The organism is Rheinheimera muenzenbergensis, assembly GCF_036984005.1.
GTDB lineage: Bacteria > Pseudomonadota > Gammaproteobacteria > Enterobacterales > Alteromonadaceae > Alishewanella > Alishewanella muenzenbergensis.
This window is the reverse complement of record NZ_JALAAR010000015.1, coordinates 1-19,588: the sequence shown is the minus strand read 5'-3', so window position 1 is coordinate 19,588 and position 19,588 is coordinate 1. Positions and strand designations below refer to the sequence as shown.

The 19,588-nt window shown below is 48.4% G+C and carries 21 protein-coding genes and 1 other RNA gene; 11 read left to right on the top strand and 11 right to left on the bottom strand.

Annotated features, from left to right (window positions below):
- Window positions 1–35 precede the first annotated feature (35 nt).
- Window positions 36–863, bottom strand: a complete 828-nt coding sequence (nadE, locus tag MN202_RS15755; protein ID WP_335737096.1) for an ammonia-dependent NAD(+) synthetase — start codon at window positions 861–863, stop codon at window positions 36–38.
- Window positions 864–1,012: 149 nt separating this feature from the next.
- Between nadE and glnB the strand changes: the two genes are divergently transcribed.
- The 3 genes from glnB (at window position 1,013) to MN202_RS15740 (ending at window position 3,455) form a co-directional block, all read left to right on the top strand.
- Window positions 1,013–1,351, top strand: a complete 339-nt coding sequence (gene glnB / locus MN202_RS15750; protein WP_335737095.1) for a nitrogen regulatory protein P-II — start codon at window positions 1,013–1,015, stop codon at window positions 1,349–1,351.
- Between the two features lie 173 nt (window positions 1,352–1,524).
- Window positions 1,525–2,556: a tetratricopeptide repeat protein gene (locus MN202_RS15745; protein WP_335737094.1), complete on the top strand. Its 1,032-nt coding sequence runs from the start codon at window positions 1,525–1,527 to the stop codon at window positions 2,554–2,556.
- A gap of 2 nt (window positions 2,557–2,558) precedes the next feature.
- Window positions 2,559–3,455, top strand: a complete 897-nt coding sequence (locus MN202_RS15740; RefSeq protein WP_335737093.1) for a M28 family peptidase — start codon at window positions 2,559–2,561, stop codon at window positions 3,453–3,455.
- Window positions 3,456–3,557: 102 nt separating this feature from the next.
- On the opposite strand, the gene MN202_RS15735 is transcribed toward MN202_RS15740, so the two are convergent.
- The gene (locus MN202_RS15735; protein WP_335737092.1) at window positions 3,558–5,087 is read right to left on the bottom strand and encodes a cryptochrome/photolyase family protein; all 1,530 of its coding nucleotides are present in this window, start codon (window positions 5,085–5,087) and stop codon (window positions 3,558–3,560) included.
- Window positions 5,088–5,214: 127 nt separating this feature from the next.
- Here MN202_RS15735 and MN202_RS15730 point away from each other — a divergent pair, with 127 nt between their 5' ends.
- A complete protein-coding gene (locus MN202_RS15730) occupies window positions 5,215–5,805 on the top strand; it encodes a ZrgA family zinc uptake protein (protein WP_335737091.1) in 591 nt (196 codons plus the stop codon).
- Between the two features lie 44 nt (window positions 5,806–5,849).
- Here the strand turns inward: MN202_RS15730 and MN202_RS15725 are convergent, their stop codons facing one another.
- A complete protein-coding gene (locus tag MN202_RS15725) occupies window positions 5,850–6,389 on the bottom strand; it encodes a DUF3299 domain-containing protein (RefSeq protein WP_335737090.1) in 540 nt (179 codons plus the stop codon).
- A gap of 68 nt (window positions 6,390–6,457) precedes the next feature.
- Between MN202_RS15725 and MN202_RS15720 the strand changes: the two genes are divergently transcribed.
- Both MN202_RS15720 and MN202_RS15715 read left to right on the top strand, forming a co-directional pair.
- Window positions 6,458–7,150, top strand: a complete 693-nt coding sequence (locus MN202_RS15720; protein WP_335737089.1) for an ABC transporter ATP-binding protein — start codon at window positions 6,458–6,460, stop codon at window positions 7,148–7,150.
- The gene (locus MN202_RS15715; protein WP_335737088.1) at window positions 7,144–8,400 is read left to right on the top strand and encodes an ABC transporter permease; all 1,257 of its coding nucleotides are present in this window, start codon (window positions 7,144–7,146) and stop codon (window positions 8,398–8,400) included. The genes MN202_RS15720 and MN202_RS15715 overlap by 7 nt, the downstream gene beginning before the upstream one ends.
- On the opposite strand, the gene MN202_RS15710 is transcribed toward MN202_RS15715, so the two are convergent.
- Window positions 8,390–9,760: a GAF domain-containing sensor histidine kinase gene (locus MN202_RS15710; protein WP_335737087.1), complete on the bottom strand. Its 1,371-nt coding sequence runs from the start codon at window positions 9,758–9,760 to the stop codon at window positions 8,390–8,392. The two genes, MN202_RS15715 and MN202_RS15710, sit on opposite strands and share 11 nt — an antisense overlap.
- A 207-nt stretch (window positions 9,761–9,967) precedes the next feature.
- On the opposite strand from MN202_RS15710, the gene MN202_RS15705 reads away from it, so the two are divergent.
- Complete coding sequence (locus tag MN202_RS15705) at window positions 9,968–10,471, top strand: DUF1543 domain-containing protein (RefSeq protein ID WP_335737086.1); 504 nt, start codon at window positions 9,968–9,970, stop codon at window positions 10,469–10,471.
- Here the strand turns inward: MN202_RS15705 and MN202_RS15700 are convergent.
- The 4 genes from MN202_RS15700 to smpB form a co-directional block, all read right to left on the bottom strand.
- Window positions 10,458–11,471: a metal-dependent hydrolase gene (locus MN202_RS15700; protein ID WP_335737085.1), complete on the bottom strand. Its 1,014-nt coding sequence runs from the start codon at window positions 11,469–11,471 to the stop codon at window positions 10,458–10,460. The genes MN202_RS15705 and MN202_RS15700 overlap by 14 nt on opposite strands.
- 24 nt (window positions 11,472–11,495) lie before the next feature.
- The gene (locus MN202_RS15695; protein ID WP_335737084.1) at window positions 11,496–12,293 is read right to left on the bottom strand and encodes a PEP-CTERM/exosortase system-associated acyltransferase; all 798 of its coding nucleotides are present in this window, start codon (window positions 12,291–12,293) and stop codon (window positions 11,496–11,498) included.
- 412 nt (window positions 12,294–12,705) lie between these two features.
- Window positions 12,706–13,066, bottom strand: a transfer-messenger RNA (tmRNA) gene (gene ssrA / locus MN202_RS15690).
- Between the two features lie 145 nt (window positions 13,067–13,211).
- Window positions 13,212–13,694 carry an SsrA-binding protein SmpB gene (gene smpB, locus MN202_RS15685; RefSeq protein ID WP_335737083.1) on the bottom strand — a complete coding sequence of 161 codons (483 nt, stop codon included), beginning with the start codon at window positions 13,692–13,694 and terminating at the stop codon, window positions 13,212–13,214.
- Between the two features lie 106 nt (window positions 13,695–13,800).
- On the opposite strand from smpB, the gene MN202_RS15680 reads away from it, so the two are divergent.
- Both MN202_RS15680 and MN202_RS15675 read left to right on the top strand, forming a co-directional pair.
- Window positions 13,801–14,244, top strand: coding sequence for a type II toxin-antitoxin system RatA family toxin (locus MN202_RS15680; RefSeq protein ID WP_335737082.1), 444 nt, complete (start codon window positions 13,801–13,803; stop codon window positions 14,242–14,244).
- Window positions 14,237–14,581, top strand: a complete 345-nt coding sequence (locus MN202_RS15675; protein WP_335737081.1) for an RnfH family protein — start codon at window positions 14,237–14,239, stop codon at window positions 14,579–14,581. The genes MN202_RS15680 and MN202_RS15675 overlap by 8 nt, the downstream gene beginning before the upstream one ends.
- A gap of 56 nt (window positions 14,582–14,637) precedes the next feature.
- Here the strand turns inward: MN202_RS15675 and MN202_RS15670 are convergent, their stop codons facing one another.
- The 3 genes from MN202_RS15670 to nadK form a co-directional block, all read right to left on the bottom strand.
- Window positions 14,638–14,988 (bottom strand): outer membrane protein assembly factor BamE, encoded by a 351-nt coding sequence (locus MN202_RS15670; RefSeq protein ID WP_335737080.1) that lies wholly within the window; start codon window positions 14,986–14,988, stop codon window positions 14,638–14,640.
- 67 nt (window positions 14,989–15,055) lie between these two features.
- Window positions 15,056–16,729, bottom strand: coding sequence for a DNA repair protein RecN (recN, locus tag MN202_RS15665; RefSeq protein ID WP_335737079.1), 1,674 nt, complete (start codon window positions 16,727–16,729; stop codon window positions 15,056–15,058).
- Window positions 16,730–16,827: 98 nt separating this feature from the next.
- The gene (gene nadK / locus MN202_RS15660; RefSeq protein WP_335737078.1) at window positions 16,828–17,709 is read right to left on the bottom strand and encodes an NAD(+) kinase; all 882 of its coding nucleotides are present in this window, start codon (window positions 17,707–17,709) and stop codon (window positions 16,828–16,830) included.
- 126 nt (window positions 17,710–17,835) lie between these two features.
- Between nadK and hrcA the strand changes: the two genes are divergently transcribed.
- Both hrcA and grpE read left to right on the top strand, forming a co-directional pair.
- Window positions 17,836–18,855, top strand: coding sequence for a heat-inducible transcriptional repressor HrcA (gene hrcA / locus MN202_RS15655; RefSeq protein WP_335737077.1), 1,020 nt, complete (start codon window positions 17,836–17,838; stop codon window positions 18,853–18,855).
- 42 nt (window positions 18,856–18,897) lie between these two features.
- A complete protein-coding gene (gene grpE / locus MN202_RS15650) occupies window positions 18,898–19,473 on the top strand; it encodes a nucleotide exchange factor GrpE (RefSeq protein ID WP_335737076.1) in 576 nt (191 codons plus the stop codon).
- Window positions 19,474–19,588: the final 115 nt, after the last annotated feature.

The window sequence follows — 19,588 nt, the reverse complement described above, 5'->3', positions numbered from 1 at the left end:
AACGCAGCCTGTTTTAGCGCGGGTTAAGGGCGATGTTAGTCGTAAATAGTAGGAATTGGCTGGCGCTTATGTTGTGTTTTCAGATAGATAGCTATCAACTTATCGCTAACCTCTTTTGCTACCGTTTTGGCTTCAAGAAAATCATCAATTTGTTCATAGCTCAGACCCAGCGCGGCTTCGTCGGCTTTTTGTGGTGCCAGACATTCTAAATCTGCCGTTGGCACTTTGCCCACTAATATGTCCGGAGCCCCCAGTGTTTTGCCCAGTAAGCGTACCTGGCGTTTGCTTAAGCCAAACAACGGAGCCAGATCACAGGCGCCATCGCCCCATTTGGTGTAAAAGCCGGTAATATTTTCGGCGGAATGATCTGTGCCTAACACCAGCCCACCGAGCAAAGCGGCAATATGGTACTGCACCACCATCCGGCTACGCGCCTTTACATTACCTTTGGCAAAATCGGCCTGTGCTGCTGTGGCCGTCGCCAGCTCCATCGCGGCCATCGCACTCCAGCTTGCCTGATGAATAGCATCGGCCGCGGCTTGAATGTTAACCGTTATAGCTTTGCTCGGCTGAATAAAATCGACAGCCAGTTGTGCTTCTGCTTCGTCTTGCTGGGCTGCATAGGGCAGACGCACGGCAATAAATTGATAGCCGCTATCGCCTTGGTTCAGTTCATTTACGGCCAGCTGTGCCAAGCGGCCACAGGTAGTGGAATCTATGCCACCACTAATTCCCAATACCAGTGTCTTCATGCCTGAGGCTATCAGGCGTTGTTTTATAAAATCTACCCGGCGGCGAATTTCAAATTCCACGTCGATCTGCGGTAATACCCGCATTTCGGCAATAATCTGTGCTGCATTCATTCCTGTTAAGCCTCTGCTGAGAATATTTGCCTATCTTACCGTGCTTTACCCTTGCCGGATCAAGTGATTCTTCAGCATTAACTGCTGAACCACCACCTGGCTTGTATTATACTGCCAGCAATACTGCGGCTTAACCAATAGGAACGATAATGAAAAAAATTGAAGCGATTATTAAACCTTTCAAGTTGGATGATGTGCGCGAAGCGTTGGCCGATATTAACGTTACCGGCATGACGGTAACAGAAGTAAAAGGCTTTGGCCGGCAAAAAGGCCACACCGAGCTTTATCGCGGCGCAGAATACATGGTGGATTTTTTACCCAAGGTTAAGCTGGAAATTGTTGTTGCTGACGATCAGGTCGAGCGCTGTGTTGAAGCCATAATGAAAACCGCACAAACCGGCCGCATTGGCGATGGTAAGATTTTTGTCTTCGATGTGGAGCGGGTGGTGCGTATCCGTACTGGCGAAGAAGATGAGGATGCGATATAACAGGGTTTATGTTTAATTAACGTTGGTTTGCGATGCGTACAGGTGTTTTGAGCGCGTTGTTGCTTCTGAGCGCTAGCACAGGGTTGCTTAGTGCTTGTAGTTCAGTGCAGCAGGCTCCCGCTAAGACTGCAGTTTTACCCTATTCCAAATTGTTGCAATCAGCAGTTGCACCTGTGCCGACGCTGGAAGATATTTTTTCATTATCAGCACAGCAGCAAGCTGAGTTTCTCGCTTACTTCCATGCTCCTGAGCAGCAACATATTGAAGCCCATCGTCGGGTGTATAATTTTTTGGAACGGCATTTGTCGGGTTTTGACTACCAGGGTAATAACTACACGGCCTCAGAGGCTTATGCCCTAAAAAGTGGCAATTGTATTTCACTGGCTGTACTGACCAAAGCTTTAGCTGATTTAGCAGGAGTGGAAATAGAGTTTCAGACTATCGTGTCGGCGCCGGTTTACAGTATTAAAGATGATTTTATGCTGTCGTCCGATCATGTCAGAACGTTTTTGTATAATCCGGATTTCGTAGCACAAAAGGGAGAAATCTACTTTAGCAAGCCGTCAATAGTAGTTGACTATATGCCTGCGGCTGGAGATATAACGGGCCCTCGAATATCACAGCATACTTTTATTGCTATGTTTTACCGTAACCTTGCTGCAGATGCATTGATGGCAGAACAATATCAGCAAGCTTTGGCATTGTTGAAAGTGGCGTTGGAATATGCCCCTTCGTATGGGGCTATTATCAATTTGACAGCTTTAGTGCACCGACATCTGGATGAGACGGTGCTGGCAGAGCAGTATTACCGTTATGGTTTAGATATATCAGCAGATAAAGCCACATTGATTAGTAATTATGCGTTGTTAAAACAAAGCAAGGGAGATGCCGCAGCTGCTCAGCTACTGTTACAGTCTCTGATATCGCTTGATGAGCACGATCCTTATCTATGGTATCTGTTCGGTAAAACAGCACTGCAACAACAGCAATATACTGACGCCATCACATTCTTAAAAAAAGCTGCAGAGCAAGCGCCATATCTACATCAGCTGCAATTAGAGCTGGCTTTGGCTTACTACCGCAATAGTCAGTCAGAGCTGGCACGTCAGGTGCTGCTAAAAGCCTCTGAGTTAGCACCGGTTAATTTGCGGCCACGCTACTACGCCAAATTGGAAGCAATCAAATTACGCCGGCCTGCAAACTAGTTATGCGTTGTATATTACTGTTGTTATTTCTCGCTGTGGCGGGGGGCCTGCAAGCCCGGGTATTAACCGATATACAGCAATTAAGTGCAGCCAGTATGCAGGGCCGGAAAACTGCAACTGCAGGTGCTGAGCTTGCCAGACAGTTTATTAGCCAACGCTACAGCGAATTGGGTTTGCAAACTGTTGGCGATGGTTATCAGCACAGCTTTGTTTATTCCCGTTTACCACAAAAAACCGGCGTTAATGTTATCGGGGTTGTGCCTGGTTGCCGTTACTCACAACACTATATTGCGGTAACAGCGCACTATGACCATTTAGGTCAAAGTGGCGGTGAAATTTATCATGGTGCAGATGATAATGCATCGGGTGTTGCAGCGATGCTGGAGTTGGCCGCGCGCTTAACACAAAGTTGTCCGGCATATTCTTATATTTTTATCGCTACCGATGCTGAGGAAAGCGGCCTTTATGGCAGTAAAGCCTTTGTTGCTGCACCACCGGTGCCACTGAGCAATGTCGTGCTAAACCTGAATCTGGATATGATTAGTCGCCAAGACAAGCGCGGCAAATTGTACCTTACCGGCGCCAGACGATTTCCGGCGCTTATTGCAGAGTTGGAACAAGACTACAGCAAATTGCAGTTTCTGCATCACCGCGGTCTGACGCGCTCACCACGTGATAGTGGACGTCACGATTGGCCTAATGCCAGTGATCATGGCCCATTCCACCGGGCAGGTATTGCTTATTTGTTTTTTGGTGGCCAGGAGCACCCGCATTACCATACACCCGAGGATACCTGGCAGAGAATAGAACCTGATTTTCTGCAAATGGCAATGAGTGGCATTTGGCAAACCGTGCAGTGGCTTGAGCAGCAAACGCCAACGACGCTGCGATCGCAGTAGCATTAACGACCAATCACAACTTAACCAAGTGATCGTGGCGTAGCCGGACACCTTAGTGGAGGAAGGCATGCGGCCTCGAAGTGTCGGTAAGTCGAATAAGGCTCATAACTGCTCCAGCTTTATCAGTGTATCTGCCGCCTTGGCCAGAATAGCGGCTTTATCAGTGTCGCTGCGCTTATGCCAGTTAGTGTACGCCAAAGTTAAGCGAGGGTTTTGTGCCAGCACAGCCTGGTTGCGTTGCAAAAAGTCCCAGTAAAGTGCATTAAACGGGCAGGCGTCGGCTTCAGTGGTGCGCTTAACATTGTAAGCGCAGTGTTTGCAATAGTTACTCATTCGGTTAATGTAAGCGCCACTGGCGGCATAAGGTTTAGACGCCAGCACACCGCCGTCGGCAAATAATGCCATACCCAGTGTATTGGGCAGCTCTACCCATTCATAAGCATCGGCATACACAGCCAGATACCAATCGGTAACCTGCTCAACCGATAAACCGGCCAGCAAGGCAAAATTACCGGTGATCATTAAACGCTGTATATGGTGTGAGTACGCATGCTCAATTGTGCTTTGAACAGCCTGCTGCATGCAGCGCATTTTAGTTTGGCCATGCCAGTAAAAGCCGGGCAGTGCTCGTGTGGCTTCCAGGGTATTACGCTGTTTGTAATTGGGCATCAGCAGCCAATATAAACCACGGACATACTCGCGCCAGCCAATTAATTGCCGGATAAAACCTTCGGCGGCATTAAGCGGCACCAGGCCTTGCTGATAGGCCTGCTGTACTTTGTTACACATCCAGCGTACGTCCAGCAAACCACAGTTTAAATATATGGAGCAAATGCTGTGTTGCAAAAAGGGCTGCCCCAGCCGCATCGCATCCTGATAGTCACCAAACTGTGGCAATTGGTGCTGCACAAAATGTAAAAAGGCCTGCCGGGCATCTTTGCCGCATACGGCATAGTGAAAGTTTTCAGCGCGGCCCATATTGTCAGCAAAATGCTGTTGAACCAGTGCAATAACGTCGGCTGTAATGTCATCTGGCGGGAAGCTCAAGGGCGCGGTGGGCTGGAGTTTATCGGGCCAGGTTTTGCGATTGTCAGCATCATAGTTCCATTTGCCGCCTTCAGGTGTCTCTGCTTGCATTAATAAGCCTGTGTAGCGGCGCATTTCCCGATAAAAGTACTCCATCCGTAGCTGCTTTTTACCTTTAGCCCAACGGGAAAAGCGTGGCAGATCACAGATAAAACGGTCATCGCTAAGAATGTGCACCGGCAGCGATAGTTGGTGCTGCCAGCTTAAAATCTCTTGTTGTAAGCGGTATTCACCGCATTCGGTAATGACTACGCTGGTAAGATCAGTGTGTTGTGCCAGCGCAAACTGCACAGCATCTGTCATGGTGTTTAGATGCGGTACGCTGCCATAGCGGATGTAACACAACTGGTAACCCAGCTGCTGCAGCGTAGCGGCAAAGTGGCGCATGGCACTAAATAATAGAATTATCTTATGCTTGTGATGCCTGACATAACTTGCTTCGCTGGTGACTTCGGCCAGCAAAATAAGGTCTTCAGGTTGCAATTGTTGCAGGCTGGCTAAAGCGGGGCTTAGCTGGTCTCCTAAAACGACTATTAACTTTGGCATGCTGTACACTTATGCTGTTTATTGCCGGATGATACGGCTGCAGTGGCGCTGACGATCAGAGTATGGCAAGGTTGTGGCGCTGTGTGTTATGTTATAACAATTGCCAATCTGATGATGGGAGACAGAAATGAAGTTTAGTGCAGCGGTTTTTGGGGTACTGTTATCAATAGTGCCGTTGGCATTGCCGCTAAATGCCGCGCAAACTGAGCCGCATGAGCATGAGCATGAGCATGAGCATGAGCATGAGCATGAGCATGATGAAGAGTTTACTGCATTGGGCGCCCATGTACATGGTAAAGCGCTGTTAACCTTAGTGCTGGAAGGTAACGAAATGCAATTGGCATTTCAGGCGGCAGCACAAAGCGTATTAGGCTTTGAGCATAAGCCAAGTACGGCCGAACAACAGCAGGAAGTGGCAGCGGCGATAGCCGTCTTTAATCAGGGTAACTGGTTTAGCCTGAATGCTCAGGCAAGTTGTGAGGTGCTAAATGCTCAGGCCAGCACAGATTTAACCCAGGCCAATGTCAGTGGCGGACATGCTGACTTTTACGCAAATTATCAACTGTTGTGTCAAAGCCCGGCCCGGCTAAATACACTTAGTTTGCACATTTTTAGTTTGCTGCCTGCTTTGGAAGAAGTAGAGGTGCAGTGGATTGTTAATGATCAACAAGGTGGCAGTACAGCGACACTGGCTAACAGCACCGTACAGCTGCAATAAAAAAATCAGCGAATAAAAACGGCAGCCGAAGCTGCCGTTTTTAATTAGTACGTGTATTCTTCAACCGAATCGACAGTCATGCTATAGGCTGCCTGGCCAAGATCGTGCGTCATAGTTTCGGTTTTTAAGGTACCGGAAATCCAGAACGGTGAGTAAATCATGTCGGCTTTCAGATTTTTTGCACCATGCATGTAAATGATCTGATTCGGCGGCGGCGGTGGCACGTGGATACAAGCACCAAAGTAAGGCACCAGAAAGAAACTGGTCACGTTTTGTTCTGCATCGAACTCCAGCGGCACAATAAAGCCCGGCACCCGTACCTTAGTGTTATTAAATTCTTCGCGCACTTTTGCAGAACTTAAAATTTGTTGCCATTGCTGCGCAGCAGGATCATCACCCTGATAGTTGTCATCGAAAGGCGAAGGCTGGCTGTAATCGTGCTGTACTTCAGGCATTTGCTGCAGCAGTTTTAAATCTTCCTCTGGCATTAAGTCAGTCCATTCAATGGTTTTGACTTCGCTGGCGGCAAGAGTAAAGCTTGCGACCAGTGTCAGGTATAACGCAACGGATAACAGGCGTAGCATTGGAGCTTGCTCCTCTAAGTTGGCATAATGCGAAACGACCACATCATAGCATGACGCTGAGGAAGCCTGTGACTGACAAGCCTGAAATTTCTGCTATTGAACTCAAACAGCTGACGTTTAACTATAAAGCCAGCGGCTGGCAATTACATATGCCGGCACTTAAATTGGCCAAAGGCCAGCATTTATTTATTCGTGGCGCTTCAGGTAGCGGTAAAACCACCTTACTTAATTTATTAAGTGGCATCGCCAGAGTGCAAACTGGTGAGCTGTATGTGCATGGCTTGCCTATGCATCAGCTTAGCGGTGGCGCACGTGACACGCTAAGAGCACAGCAGATTGGTGTAGTGTTTCAGCAATTGAATCTGATCCCCTATTTATCGGTGTTGGACAACACCTTATTAAGCAGCCATTTTGCCGGACAAAATAAAACGGACAGCCTGGCGCGCGCTAAAGCACTGCTTAACCGTTTGGGTTTACCGGCTGCTTTGCAGCAGCAAAAAGCCAGTGCACTAAGTGTCGGGCAGCAACAGCGAGTCGCCATTGCTCGGGCTCTGCTGCCAAAGCCGGCCTTGCTGATCGCGGATGAACCAACGTCGGCTCTGGATAGCGAAAACCGCGACGCTTTTATGCGGGTGATGCTGGCTGAAGCCGACACCAACGGCTGTACCGTTATCTTTGTCAGCCATGATGCCAGTTTGCAGCAGTATTTTAAGTATCAGTTGCAAATGGACCAACTTGCCCAAGGAGTACAGCCATGCTGATTAAACTGGCGCGATTAAGCTTGTGGAACCGGCGCGGTACCGTGCTGATGACCTGGCTGTCACTAACTATCAGTATTGCCCTGCTGTTGGGTATAGAGCACTTACGCACCGAAGCCAAAAGCAGCTTCACCAGCACAGTGTCAGGTACTGATTTAATCGTTGGTGCCCGCTCTGGTCAGTTAAATTTACTGCTGTATTCGGTATTTCGGATTGGCAATGCTACAGCAAATATCAGTTGGCCAACCTATCAGCGCATTATTAAGCACCCGCAAGTGCAATGGGCTATTCCGATATCACTTGGAGACTCGCATCAGGGCTACCGCGTAATGGGTACTACAGCGCAGTATTTTGAGCATTTTCGTTATGCCAATACCCAAGCCCTGCGTTTTGCTGAGGGCATGCCGTTTGCCGCGGTATATGAAACGGTGTTAGGTGCTCAGGTCGCCGAAAAGTTGGGTTATACGCTGGGACAACAGATCGAACTGTCACATGGGGTAGGGGCGGTAAGTTTTAGTCAGCATAAAGGTAAGCCTTTTACTGTAGTCGGTATATTGGCCGCCACTGGCACGCCGGTAGATCAAACAGTACATGTTAGCCTGGAAGCGATAGAAGCAATACATCTTGACTGGCAGCAGGGCGCACCTGTGCCGGGGCGGCAACTGACGGCAGAGCAAACGCTGGCAGAAGATTTAACGCCCGGCTCTATTACCGCCTTTATGTTGGGCCTGAACAGTAAAATGGCTACCTTTACCGTACAGCGGCAAATCAACGAATTTAAACGTGAACCCTTATCGGCCATTTTGCCTGGTGTAGCGCTGGCTGAACTGTGGCAAATGTTAAGCATGGTAGAAAGTATGTTATTGCTGATTAGCCTGCTGGTATTGCTTGCTGCATTGATAGGTATGGTGACGACGTTATTGGCATCGATGAAGGAGCGGCAACGTGAGATGGCAATACTGCGCGCAGCTGGCGCTCACCCCTGGTATTTGCTGGTGCTTATTCAGATGGAGGTGCTGCTGATCACGTTATTGTCGCTGTTATCCGGCACCTTGCTTTTGCTGCTCTGCTTGTTTTGCTGGCAAGATACGCTGGCAGCCGATTATGGCTTGTTTATCAGTTTGAATATCGTTCGCAGTGAGACCCTGTATGGTGGCCTGGCTGTTATAGCCTTGTCGGCGCTGCTGGCAGTTATTCCCGGTGCGCTGGCTTATCGTCGCGCGCTGGCGGATGGTTTAACGGTTAGAGTGTAGCGTAAGGATCCAGTGGTAATTTAATCTTTACCAGACAGCCTGTATTTTGGTTATGCAGGCTGATCTCTCCCCGCAGCAGATGAGTGACCAGATTAAACACCAGAGTAAGGCCAAGCCCTTTGGAACCAAGATTGCGCCTTGACGTAAAAAATGGTTCAAAGGCACGATTCAGCTCGTTTTCTGTCATACCACGGCCATTGTCTGCCACCTCAATTTGCCAATAGTGGCTATGCTCGCTGGCAGTAAAAGTAATTTGCCTGTCACTGTCACCGGAAAAAGCGTGTAGGCAGGCATTTTCAATTAATTTTGTGATAATAGTCGACAACGGGCTGATAAAGCTCTGCACTTTCATATGCTCGGGCACTGCAAGGTGTATATGCGCCTGATGTTCAGCCAATAACGATTGCACACTGCTAATAACTCTTGGCAAAAATTGCTTTAATTCAATCAATTCTGCCTGTTGTTCCGTGCCGGCAGTGGCGGTTTGTTTAAAACTGTTAACCAAATCAACGGCGCGCAACAAGTTGGCATTTACCATGGCAATGCTGGAATTAATGGTGCTGCCAGCTTGCAAAAATTGCTGCCGTGTCAGCTGGTTGTGCTGAAATGCCTGCTCCAGTTGTAGCAGCGTCGCTGCGGCATGGCTGTTTGCTGTTACGGCAACACCTAATGGCGTATTAATTTCGTGCGCAATGCCTGCCACTAACCGGCCAAGGCTGGCCATTTTCTCCATTTCAATTAACCGGTGTTGTGTATGTTGCAGTTGTGTCAGCGACTGGCTCAATTCGTGGGTGCGCTGCTCAATCACTTGCTCCAGCGAGCTGTTTAGCTGTTCCAGCTGCAGCTGGTAGCGCTGGCGCTCTGAAGCACTAAGGGCTCTGCCATAGATATCCGCCAGAAAGCCGGCGAATACTATTTCGTCGGTGTGCCAGTGTTTTGCGGCGCGGTGCTCGATACAGATAATGCCAACCATCACGCCGTGATGCCGGATAGGCGTGTCCAGCATGGCACAGATCCCAAGAGGTGTCAGGTAAGGCTGGCTGAATTCACAGGTTTGGGGATGATGGTGCGCATCGTCTGCCACTATATTGCGTTCACAATCTAGTGCTGCGAAATAGCGGGGATAGTCTTGCCGGTTTAAGCTTAGCTGTGGTTTGGGTTGGCTATTATCGCCATCAACCAGGTAGTTGCAATGTATCTGCTGGTTATTGTCTGACAACAACCAAACGCTGGCACGGTCTATTGCCAGGCCCTTAGTTATACCCTGTAAAATTAATTCACTTGCTGATTCCAGCTCGCCCTGATCAATAGCCGGATTGCGGCTTATCGTATTCAGGATCTGTTGCAGTTCACTTCGCATTAGACGACAGCTCGGCTCTAAAAACAGTAAAAAAACAGGAGTGCGGAAAATTTATCTTAGCAAGGTATAGCAGTTTTATGCAGCAGAAGCGATCTTTTAACAGATAAGTTTCATTGACTTACTGGTTGCAACACGCGAAATACGCTATCGTTGCGCGGTGTTAGTTAATGGGCCACCGTATTGTGGTTTTGAGCTTAAGGAGAGGACATGCAACTGTTTTTGGTTTACCTGGGAGGCACCGCACCCGGTGCCAATATTGAGCTGCACGATGTGCGTTTTGTTGCCGGACTGCAGTTAGAAGATACCTATGCGCAGTTGTGTCAGCAATGGATTGGCACCGTAAAAGGCCTGCATATCGATAGTTATATGCAGGTAAAGCATATCGATGGTTATGCAGTCAGTTTACAGGACACCCCAGCGCAAAGTGATCTTAAGCTGTATTTTGTCAATTTTGGTGGTTACTACGCTGACAAAATTGCCGAACAGCATGATTTTATGCTTTGTGTTGCCGGTTCACAGCAAGAAGCCAAACAAAAGGCGAAGCAGCAGTTGTTACCCGCTGCTGATAGCCGGCACAAAGACGATTTACTTGAACTGGACGACTGCTTTGCCCTCACGCAATTACAGGGCCTGTACGTGCATCTGACACCATCCGGGCAAAGCCAGGCTATGCAGCCGGACTGGTCTGGTTACAATATTATTGGTCACTAGGCCAGTAAGGCGAGGGTAGCGGTTGGCCCAATGCCCGGCGCCAAAGCCATGGCAAGGCGGTTTCGCTGTTATGCCGCATCGGCAGTTGTGCCAGCGGCATACCGCTGGTGCTATCAATAACAAACTCAAAGGCATAGCTGCCTTCTTGCCCCATACGCAAATCTGTCAGAAGTAGCTGGCCATTCTGTTGTCGCAGGTTGTAGAAACCACGGCTAAAAGCCGCCAGCTGCTGCACGCTTTTTAACTGTTGATAACGAGCCTTCAGTGCTGGGTCTGTTGCGACATGATGCAGTGTTAGCGAATTATCGGCATCAAGCAGTGAGTAAAACCCTTCGGCATAACCGTGTTCTGTTATCACGACAATACGCCACAGCAGAGTATTCAATGGCGCAGGCGTGACCAGTAGCTGCTGATAATTCAGCTGCTGGGCGGTCAATGCTTGTTTGATGATCTGGCTTACCTGCCACTGTGCAGCAACAGTCCACAGCAGGTAAGCACTGGACAGGGCAATACCCAGCATATTTGCACGGTAACCGGCCGGCGGATGCTGCCGCTGCAAAAACAGACCAACGCCAAACAGCAACGGCAGGGTATAAAGCGGGTCGATAATAAAAATACTGCCAACAGCATAAGGCTGGTTGTTAAATGGCAAGGCCAGTTGGGTGCCATAAACTGTCATGGCATCAATAGCGCTGTGGCTGATAAATATCAGCCAGGTCGCCAGTAACCAGCGCCAATAATATTGGCGTTGCCGGCAGAAGATTGCAGCGAGATAGGCGAACAAGGGGGCCAGTAACGTTTGGTAAAACACCGCATGGCTTTGCGCACGATGTAGCACCATATTGCTGACGACATCGCCATAATCAAGTAATACATCTAAATCCGGCAGAGTGCCTAAAATGGCTCCTGCCGCGACCAGCTTGGTTTTATGCGGGCTGTGCCGACCTAAGGTAGCAACTGCTACCGCGGCACCCAGCGTAAGTTGGGTTAACGAGTCCACCAGGTTTAAATACCACTACACTAATCAGGCAATTTTTTTGCTACCAAGCCGTGCCAGGCTATTAGAGTCAAGCTGAGTCGCCAGCATAGATCTTAACGCCAGGTATTTGGGTTTCAAGGTTTCGTTGAGTGTGCGCACATCCAGATAATGTACCGCCCTTAAACCATGGTACTCAGTGAAGTCGCCAACCTGGCTAAAGTGAATGCCAATTTTTCTCAGTGCTCTGGCCATTTTGTGTTCGAACATAACAAAACAATGAAATCGCCCTTCCTGCTCACACAGCACAGATGCGAGTAAATAAAGTGATATTGCCACTAAACTGCCTGATTGAGCCTGTTGCTCGTCAGTAAACATATCGCCTGAACGCAGTTTGCATCTGACAAAATCAGGTACTGCTAAGCGTGAAATTTCACAAATTTGCTCTCTTTGAAAAGCACCTGGGTTTAACTCGGCATGAGTTATCGTATTACCAAAATTACTTTCTACCGGAAGCAGCTCCTGCGAATTAGCAGACGTAATAACCCTGACAGTGCCTACCATTTTTGCCGACAGCGCATGTTCTATACCAAGATGCATAGAGTTAGTGTCAAAACTGTCGCTTTCCATGCCGTTTTCGCGGATAGGCTCAAAGTTCAGCTCTTCACAGTAAACTTTGTGTCGCAGCCGGTACACGGCATTTTTCTCAAGCACAGACTCAGCGGCAAAACAGTGAAATGAATTAAGAAAACAGGCTACTGATGGATCAAGCCCCAATGCAAATTCAGGGCAGGCCTTAGGTACGTACAATGGCGAATTAATGCCTGTTGCTAAATGGATGTTCATATGCGCCCCAATGCCGGTTATGTAGCAGATAACGGCCTTTATTATCTATTTAAAACTACAGTTAGATGTCTCAATCCATTGGAGTTCAGTAAAACATGCATCCATTGCAAATTTAAGAAGGCTTTACTATGCGCATGATTAATGCTTACGTCAAACGTCTGTATGGCTAAAAATACAGCTTTTGTGTTATAAGTAAGCTAAGCAACTGATTTTAATCTAAGAATTATTTTTTGATTTTTAACCATTGTTACCAAATGTTATTCAGTACAGGTTAATGATGGCTAAGGTTGAAATTAGCTGATCAGCAGTTGTTAGCAGCAGCGTGTAAGCCAAAGCTGATAAAAGTGTGGCATATCGGCGCAAAGCGCCTGAGTAAACAAAAGGCCAGCATCGCTGCTGGCCTTGTGCTATTTGGTGGAGCTGGCGGGAGTTGAACCCGCGTCCGAAAAACCTACATCGTCGGTACTACATGCTTAGCACATTCATTTAGTTAACCCTATGAGCGCCGAATGGCAGGCTTTCGTCGGGCGAGCCTGATTGGTTTTAACGTGTTGTCTCCAGGCGAAGACGCGACGCGATTCTGTTAGGGGTGATCTTCCAGAGTCTCAGCTTACAGACATGCGTGAGGGGAAGAGCTATCTACTGCCTATTAAGCAGCGATTGCGTAGTTTTCGTCGTTTGCGACTAGTTTTTTGCGGTTTTTTTACGAGGCCTACCGCACCTCGGCATGCACCTAAGAGTTCGTGAATCCCGTCGAATCCAGAATCAGCCCCGAATTCTGTGGTGTTACACTTACACTTTCAGTGTTTGGCTATTGTACGCAGCTGCATGCTGTTACACAAGCGGGCTTTGTAGCTTTGCCAATTTTTAACGACATAACCTTAGATGGGGTTAGGTCGAATAAGTTTCAAGGCCGGTTTAGCGTTTAGAATGCTTCATCATGCGTTCTTTTTCGCGTGACCAGTCCCGGTCTTTAATATCGTCACGCTTATCAAAGGTTTTTTTACCTTTGGCTAAATGAAACTCCAGCTTAACCCAGCAGGCTTTCCAATACATAGCAGTGGCGACCAGGGTAAAACCTTCGCGTTCTTTCAAACCAAGCAACTTATCCAGTTCACGCTTATGCAACAGCAGTTTGCGGCTACGTTCCGGGTCACATATCACATGGCTGGATGCACTATTTAAAGGTTGAATTTGTGCGCCAAGCAAAAAGGCTTCGCCATTATGCAAGATGACATAAGAGTCAGACAGGTTTACTTTACCTTCGCGAATACTCTTCAGTTCCCAGCCCTGCAGCGCCATACCTGCTTCGTAGCGGTCTTCCAGAAAGTACTCATGCCGAGCTTTGCGGTTTTGCGCTATGGTGCCGTTTTTATTTTTACTAGCTTGTTTTTTACTCATAATTTGATCGTTGTCGCAGCTCTGTTTTAGTGGTCGGCGTTGGCTCAAGCCTTGTTGCAGCGCGTTATTCTGTTACAATCGGCGGCGGATTTAAAGGGGAGAGAGTATGCCACAAATTGAGCGCAGTGCGCTGGTTTTTTACAGTGCACAGCAGATGTTTGACTTAGTCAATGCTGTACCTGACTACCCGCAATTTCTGCCTGGTTGTAACTCTGCCCGTATTGTCAGCCAGTCTGAAACAGAGATGGTGGCATCGCTTAACGTTTCCAAGGCTGGTATTGGCCATAGTTTTACCACCCGCAATACGCTGTATCCAAATCAGCGTATTGTAATGCAGTTGGTTGATGGCCCGTTTAAACAGTTGCAGGGCGGCTGGGAGTTTCAGCCACTGAGCGATACTGCCTGTAAAGTGATCCTGAAACTGGATTTTGAATTTTCCAGTAAACTTGTGCAGTTTGCTTTTGGTAAAATTTTCGCCGAGTTAACCACATCTATGGTGAGTGCCTTTACACAACGCGCTAAGCAAGTTTACGGAGTAAACAATGGCTGATCAGATCACGGTAGAAGTTGCCTATGCTAAACCTGAACGGCAAAGCCTGTTAACGCTGGCAATAGCCGCACACAGTACTGTAGAGCAGGCTATTAATGCTTCGGGTATTTTACAGCAGTTTAGCGAGATTGATTTAACGCAGCAAAAGGTTGGCATCTGGAGCCGGCCGGTTAAATTACAGGACGAAGTAAAGCAGGGCGACCGGATAGAAATTTACCGGCCACTTATTGCTGATCCAAAAGATTTACGCCGTCGTCGGGCAGAAAAAGCCAAAGAAGAAGGCCGGGCAGATAAAGTTACCGGCGGCCGGGTACACGACGTAAAAACTGCGCAATAAATAAAACCAGCCGAGGCTGGTTTTATTTATTGCTAAACCGTAAAAGCCGCTAAGGGTTAGATATCCAGCGGGGTGTTAAAGTTGTCTGATTTTGCAAAGTCGCCTTTAATGTCGGCAAGCTTATCGTCTTTAAATTCGACAATCAGCTGTTTCTCAAAATCATTGCCGCGGCCACCTCTAAGGGCATAAAAATAATGCCAGGTATCGTCATCAAAAGCATTTTTTGCTACCGGGCTGCCCAGCACATATTTTACCTGCTCTTTAGTCATGGCTATGCGCAGTTTGTCTATGTCTTTCTGCTCCAGGAAGTTACCCTGAGGAATATCAATACGATAAACCCAGCTACTACAAGCACTGACGCTGGCCAGAGCCAATATAACGATTAAATTTTGAATTACTGCTTTCATTTAAACTGTCTGCTTTATCTGAATTACGCCATCATACCCTATGACGGCTCTGCTGAAAAATCTTCTTTCAGACTGCCTTGGCGCATAAAAGTTCGCGCGCATTGGCCAGAGCACTGGCACTGATATTCTCGCCAGCCAGTAAGCGGGCAATTTCACTGATGCGTTGTTCATCATCTAACTGGCGCATTCGGGTTTCGGTTGCCATGCCATCAGTATATTTTTCAACAAACAATTGCTGATGTCCCTGGCTGGCAACCTGTGGCAGGTGGGTAACACAAATAATCTGCGTTGTTTCGCCCAATTGCCGCAACATACGTCCGACGCCTGCTGCGACCGGGCCGCTAATACCAACATCAACTTCATCAAAAATGAGTGTGGGTGTTGTCACCTTATCTGCCAGGATCACCTGAATGGCCAGGCTGATACGGGATAACTCGCCGCCTGAGGCGACTTTATGCAACGCCTGCAATGGTTGCCCCGGATTGGTTGATACCTGAAATTCAATAGCATCTATGCCACAGGCACTGGCCTGTTCGACGTTTAGTTTTTTCAGCACTATGTCAAAGCGGGCATTTACCATACTCAGCTCATGCATACTGTTGCTTATTTTGTCGCTTAACAACAATGCAGCCTGCTGACGTTGCTGGCTTAACTGTTCAGCCTGTACCATGTATTCCTGTTCGGCTTGTTGAATTTCCTGGCACAGTTGCAGTAGTCGTTTATCGTTGCCGGTTAACGCCGACAGTTGCTCAGATAGCTGTTGATGGAACGCCGGTAAATCGGTGTAAGCCACCTGATGTTTGCGGGCCAGGTTAAGCCATTGGCTTAAACGTTCATCTATCTGCGCCAACCGCTGTGGATCCAGTTCAACTTTATCAGCATACCGCCGTAATTCGCGGCTGGCTTCTTCGGTTTGTACCAGGGCGTCATTCAGCATCTGGGTAATGTTGTGTAAGCTTGAGTCCAGGTTACTTAGCTGATCAACTAGCGCAGTGGCTGCTGACAGGGCCTGATAAATGTTTTGCTGCTCATCATCATACAAAAGTTGCAGGCATTGCTGACTTTGGCTAAGTAGGGTATTGCCGTGGCTTAAACGGCTGTGTTCGGCTTCCAGTTGTGGATATTCATTTTCTTGCGGTGCAAAGGTGTCCAGCTCGGCAACCTGATATTCAAGTAACTGGCGCTGCGCATCTCGTTGTTGTTGCGACTGTTCAAGTTCGGCGTATTCTTTTTTCAGCTGTTGCCAGCCACGCCATGCCTGCCGGGTGGCATCTTGCGTTAAGGCATTTACGGCAAAGGCATCGAGTAATTGCCGTTGATAGTCAGCTTTTAGCAGCAATTGATGTGCATGCTGGCCATGAATGCTAAGCAGGTGCTGGCCCAGGGCTTTTAATTGTTGCGCCGGTACCTGTACGCCGTTAATAAAACCGCGCGACCGTCCTTCGCTGCTTACTACCCGGCGCACTATGCATTCGTGTCCCATTACCAGGTCTTGCTCTGTCAGCCATTGCTGTGCCAGCGGCAACGCACTGATGTCGAAACTGGCAACGATATCGGCTTTGTCTGAACCTGGCCGCACGACACTGGCATCGGCGCGCTCGCCCAGGCACAGCGATAGTGCGTCTATCGCAATAGATTTACCGGCACCGGTTTCGCCGGTAATGGTTGACATACCACTGGCCCAGTCAATTTCCAGTGCGCGGACTATGGCAAAATTACTGATATGCAGATGACACAGCATGCGATGCTCCAAGCCTGATTAAAAATTACTGTTAAAAATAACAGTGTTTATATATACAGTAACATTATACAGGAATTGTGCAACTGGCAAGCGGGTGTTTAATAAAGTTTGCTGCCCCAGCCCAGCTTGTTGCGTAACACATGAAAATAGCTGTATCCCGGTGGGTGCACCAGCCGCAGAGGCGTGGGATGCTTTCGTATGTATACGTCATCGCCTGGCATAACGGCAAGAATGACATGACTGTCGCAGCTTATTTGCAGATGCGCATCGTTAGTGCTGGCAACTTTTAGGCGGATTTCACTGCTACCAGACACCACCAATGGCCGGCTGCTTAGAGTGTGCGGAAACATGGGGACCAGGGTGACAGCATCTAAATCGGGCGTCAGTATTGGCCCGCCGCCTGACAATGAATACGCGGTAGAGCCGGTAGGTGTGCTGATGATCAGACCATCAGAACGCTGGCTGTAGACAAACTCATCATTGATATAGGCTTCAAATTCAATCATGTGGGCTACTTTGTCGGCATGCAATACGGCCTCATTGACCGCACTGTTACTGCTTTTAACGGTGCCATGACGATGTACGGCAACCTCAAGCAAATTACGCTTTTCGGTAACAAAATTTCCCGCCAGAACTTCGCTTAATGGCTGGGCAAAGGTTTCCGGTGCCAGGTCTGTCAGAAAGCCCAGATTGCCGCGATTAACGCCCAGTACGGCGACGTCAAAGCGCGATAATACCCTGGCCGCGCCAAGCATATTGCCATCGCCGCCTACTACTATGGCCAGATCACAATTTTTGCCCAGCTCGACTAAATCCAGTACCTCAACGCCGGCGATATTTAATGACTGCGCGACCTGCTCTTCGACATAGACTTTTAGCCCCTGCTGCTGTAAAAACTGATACAGACTTAACAAGGTTGCATTGGCACCCTGATGATGCGGTTTACCAATTAGGCCTACGGTAGTAAAAGCATGTTGCATAAGCAATTTCCTATAACAGCGTGCCTGCAGTATAGCGTTAGGCTAACTCAGACACTAGCGGGTATTGCTTGAATTATGCCCATGCCCACCCCATATAGAAGCCCAAGACTGAACTGAGTGCGGCGCATGACAATAACCCTAAGCAGACCCGAGCTGATTTTAAAACTGATAGTAGAGCAGTATTTGCTGGATGGGCAGCCAGTATCGTCTAAAGTGCTGGCAGATAATGCGCAATTGGCGGTCAGTTCGGCGACGGTGCGTAATACCATGATGCAGTTGGAGCAACAGGGGTTTATTCGTTCACCACATACTTCGGCCGGGCGGATCCCGACTACATCCGGTATGCGGTTGTTTATTGATAAAATGCTGCAGCTGCAGCCGCTGACGACACTGTGGGCCAGCGAATTGCAGCGTAAGTTAACACCGCAATTACCGGTGTCGTTGTTATGTCAGCAGGCGGGGCAGTTACTCACTAACCTCACCGGCTTTGTTACCATTATCAGTGCGCCTAAAGCCGGTGGCAGGATGGTGCGGCAAATTGATTTAGTGCGTCTGGCCAGTGACAGGTTGTTGTTGGTGGTGATAGACGAAGATGGCGACATTCTGCATCGGGTGCTGCATTGTGAAACGGCAATAGATAATAATATCCTGAGCAAGGTACTGTGCCTGCTCAATGCGGCGCTCGGTGGTGGTGGCCAGTGGCAGGATGGTATTGCCCGGTTGGGTAGCATAGTGCGCGGTGAAAGCGGCGTGTGTCAGCAGTTGCTGCAAAAGGTACTGGGCCAGCTCAGTTTAGATGAATTGCAGCAACATCAGCCATTAATTTTTGGTCAGCATCAATTATTGCTGACCCCAGAGTACCAGCAAAATACCGCGTTGCAACAAGTCATGCAGATGCTGGAACAACCGGAAGGACTGGTGCGTTTGTTGCACAATATTACCCAGGACGATACGCCTAAGCTATTGCTGGGTAAGGAATCCGGCTATGTTGAACTGGCCAATGTCAGCGTGATTGCGCAGCGCTATCAGGCCCAGCCTGCCCGTTTTATTGCGTTAGTTGGGCCAAGACGAATGAACTATGCCCGGCTCATTCCTCTGGTAGAAGCCTGTGCCCGCCAATTAAATTTAAACTTGAATCGGCGCTAAGTATCCCCATAATACACCTGTTTAATTTCGGAGTAGTGACACATGACTGAGCAACAACAGCCAACAGATAACACGACTGAACATACTCAGCAGCCGGCAAATGACACGGCTGATACCGTGGAACTGTCTGGTGAGGAAAGTATTATCAGTAAGCTGGAAACTGAGCTGGCGCAAACCAAGGCTCAACTGGCTGAGCAACATGATTTAATGCTGCGTATTAAGGCGGAGTCAGACAATATTCGTCGCCGCGCCAGTATGGATGTAGAAAAGGCGCATAAGTTTGCGCTGGAAAAGTTTTCCGCAGACCTGCTGCCGGTGGTAGACAACCTGGAGCGGGCACTGGCGTTTATCAACCGTGAGGATGAAGCGCTAAAAGGTGTGGTTGAAGGCGTAGAGCTTACCGTTAAGAGCTTTCTGGATACGGTCGCGAAGTACGGCGTAAACCAGATCGATCCACAGGGCCAGCCCTTTAACCCGGAGCTGCACCAGGCCATGAGCATTCAGCCTTCTGCTGATGTTGCACCTAATACCGTTACTTTTGTAATGCAAAAAGGCTATGAGCTAAATGGCCGACTGTTGCGTCCGGCGATGGTGGGTGTATCTAAAGCGCCAGAATAACCTTTAATCTCACAGAGATAAAAAAACACCCGGCCTTTGCCTAATGCCGGTCAGTTAAGCTGACCGGCATTTTTCTTTTTAACGGGATACTTAAGTTTGCTCGATTTAACACTTC